Raw genomic sequence first — 2,658 nt, 5'->3', positions numbered from 1 at the left:
TTGCGTTCCAGCGATCTGTTCTTTCTTTTAACGGCCAGGACTTGCTTGCGCTAATCCCGGCTTGCCGTAAAAATTTGATGTATTTGGTATTCGAATATACTTTCAAGTATCGCGTAAGAATGGCTCATTTGAGCTTACATTATTATACAATCAGAAAATTATTTCTCTCCATATGGATGTCAAAGAGCGAACTTCTTTTTCCTGACGTGTGACCGCTTACTATTTGCTTTTTCTGAAACCGTTTGCTCCGGCCACCTCTCAACGAGGTAAAGGAATGGTGGGCCTGGCTGGACTCGAACCAGCGACCCCACGCTTATCAAGCGTGTGCTCTAACCAACTGAGCTACAGGCCCAGTAAAGTTACCCATGAACAAGTTTATTTCGAGTTGTTCACTGGTGGAGGCATGCGGATTCGAACCGCAGACATTCTGCTTGCAAAGCAGACGCTCTACCAACTGAGCTATACCCCCTTTCAGGAGAATATGCTGCAAATTAACAAGAATCTCTTCTTTTTAACTCACATAGCAATTGACGAAGATAAAAGATTAAATTGTGCACTGCGATCATAAGTATCGCGCAGATTTTTATAGTTGTTTTTAGGTGTCTACCTTTGCAGATAAACAACCCCATAATTGGGGCTCGACCTATCGCAGGGACGGATCGTGAGAACCGTTTGCAATTTACTCCGTAGAAAGGAGGTGATCCAGCCGCAGGTTCCCCTACGGCTACCTTGTTACGACTTCATCCCAGTTACCAGCCTTACCTTAGGACGCTGCCTCCTTGCGGTTGGCGCGCATACTTCGGGTGCGACCGGCTTCCATGATGTGACGGGCGGTGTGTACAAGACCCGGGAACGTATTCACGGGGCCGTAGATGATGCCCCATTACTAGCGATTCCAACTTCATGGAGGCGAGTTGCAGCCTCCAATCCGAACTGAGCCCAGTTTTACAGATTTCCTCCACCTCGCGGTATCGGTTCTAATTGTACTGAGCATTGTAGTACGTGTGCAGCCCTAGGCGTAAGGGCCATACTGACCTGACGTCGTCCCCACCTTCCTCCCAGTTGATCTGGGCAGTCTGATTAGAGTTCCCACCTTAACGTGCTGGCAACTAATCACAAGGGTTGCGCTCGTTGCGGGACTTAACCCAACATCTCACGACACGAGCTGACGACGGCCATGCAGCACCTGTGCAAATTCCCCGAAGGGTCACGCGCTTTCACGCGCTTAGAGATGCATGTCAAGCCTAGGTAAGGTTCTTCGCGTTGCATCGAATTAAGCCACATACTCCACCGCTTGTGCGGGTCCCCGTCAATTTCTTTGAGTTTTAGTCTTGCGACCGTACTTCCCAGGCGGCACGCTTAACGCGTTAGCTCCGGCACAAGGGGGGTCGATTCCCCTCACACCAAGCGTGCACCGTTTACTGCTAGGACTACAGGGGTATCTAATCCCTTTCGCTCCCCTAGCCTTCGAGCCTCAGCGTCAGTAAATGTCCAGTAGCTCGCTTTCGCCACGAGTGTTCCTCTCGATATCTACGCATTTCACTGCTACACCGAGAATTCCAGCTACCCCTCCATTACTCTAGCACGGCAGTATCGGATGCAGTTCCGGGGTTGAGCCCCGGGATTTCACATCTGACTTACCGCGCCGCCTACGCTCCCTTTACGCCCAGTGATTCCGAACAACGCTCGGGACCTTCGTATTACCGCGGCTGCTGGCACGAAGTTAGCCGTCCCTTCCTCTTCTGGTACTATCAACCCTGTGAGCTATTAACCCCCAGGTCTTTCTCCCAGATGACAGGAGTTTACAATCCGAAGACCGTCATCCTCCACGCGGCGTTGCACCATCAGGGTTGCCCCCATTGTGAATTATTCTCGACTGCTGCCACCCGTAGGTGTCTGGACCGTGTCTCAGTTCCAGTGTGACTGATCGTCCTCTCAGACCAGTTACCCGTCGTTGCCTTGGTGAGCCGTTACCTCTCCAACTAGCTGATAGGGCGCGAACCAATCCTATAGCGACAGCCTTGCGGCCACCTTTACTCTTGCGAGACTATGGGGTATTAATCCAAGTTTCCCTGGGCTATTCCCCTCTATAGGGCATGTAATTCACGTGTTACTCACCCGTGCGCCACTAAAATCATCAGGTATTACTACTCGATTCATTCCGTGCGACTTGCATGTCTTAAACACGCCGCCAGCGTTCGTTCTGAGCCAGAATCAAACTCTCCGTAAAAAATTCGGTTGGCGTCTCAATCTAATGAGATCGTATTCCAAATTGACCTTATAAGAACTTCCGTTCTTACGTACTGCGCGACTTTTCGCGCAGCGCACAATTTAATCTTTTTCTTCATCTCAACAATTTCATCGTGTTATCCAATCTTTCCGGCCTTAACTGAAAACCTGGCACCTTCATTGCTGAGCCACACTATCAAAGAGCTTGTTTCGAGGGGACTAAAAAGTCGATCGGGTAGTTACTCCTTTGGAGCTTACCGCGACCGACTGAGTGTCTCTCGCGCCGCCTGCTTCGTGGCGACGGGCGGACTCTAGTGCAATTACCCCCATTTCGTCAAACTCTTTCGTGTCTTTTTCCTCACTTTTTTGCCGCAACACCCGCAAAACCCAATAACCACAACGATTCACCAGCGATTATTTTTCCCATCC

At 50.3% G+C, this 2,658-nt stretch carries 2 tRNA genes and 1 rRNA gene; all 3 read right to left on the bottom strand.

The features are described from left to right. Positions 1 to 275: 275 nt before the first annotated feature. The 3 genes from ACFSSA_RS15785 to ACFSSA_RS15775 all read right to left on the bottom strand — a co-directional run bounded on the left by ACFSSA_RS15785 (position 276) and on the right by ACFSSA_RS15775 (position 2,230). Positions 276 to 352, bottom strand: a tRNA-Ile gene (locus ACFSSA_RS15785). Between the two features lie 41 nt (positions 353 to 393). Beyond that, positions 394 to 469, bottom strand: a tRNA-Ala gene (locus ACFSSA_RS15780). 221 nt (positions 470 to 690) lie between these two features. Then, a 16S ribosomal RNA gene (locus ACFSSA_RS15775) occupies positions 691 to 2,230 on the bottom strand. Positions 2,231 to 2,658: the final 428 nt, after the last annotated feature.

Source organism: Luteolibacter algae (genome assembly GCF_042683045.1).
Taxonomy (GTDB): Bacteria; Verrucomicrobiota; Verrucomicrobiia; order Verrucomicrobiales; family Akkermansiaceae; genus Luteolibacter; species Luteolibacter algae.
The sequence above is the reverse complement of the archived record's forward strand: the minus strand, read 5'-3'. Positions and strand labels throughout refer to the sequence as shown.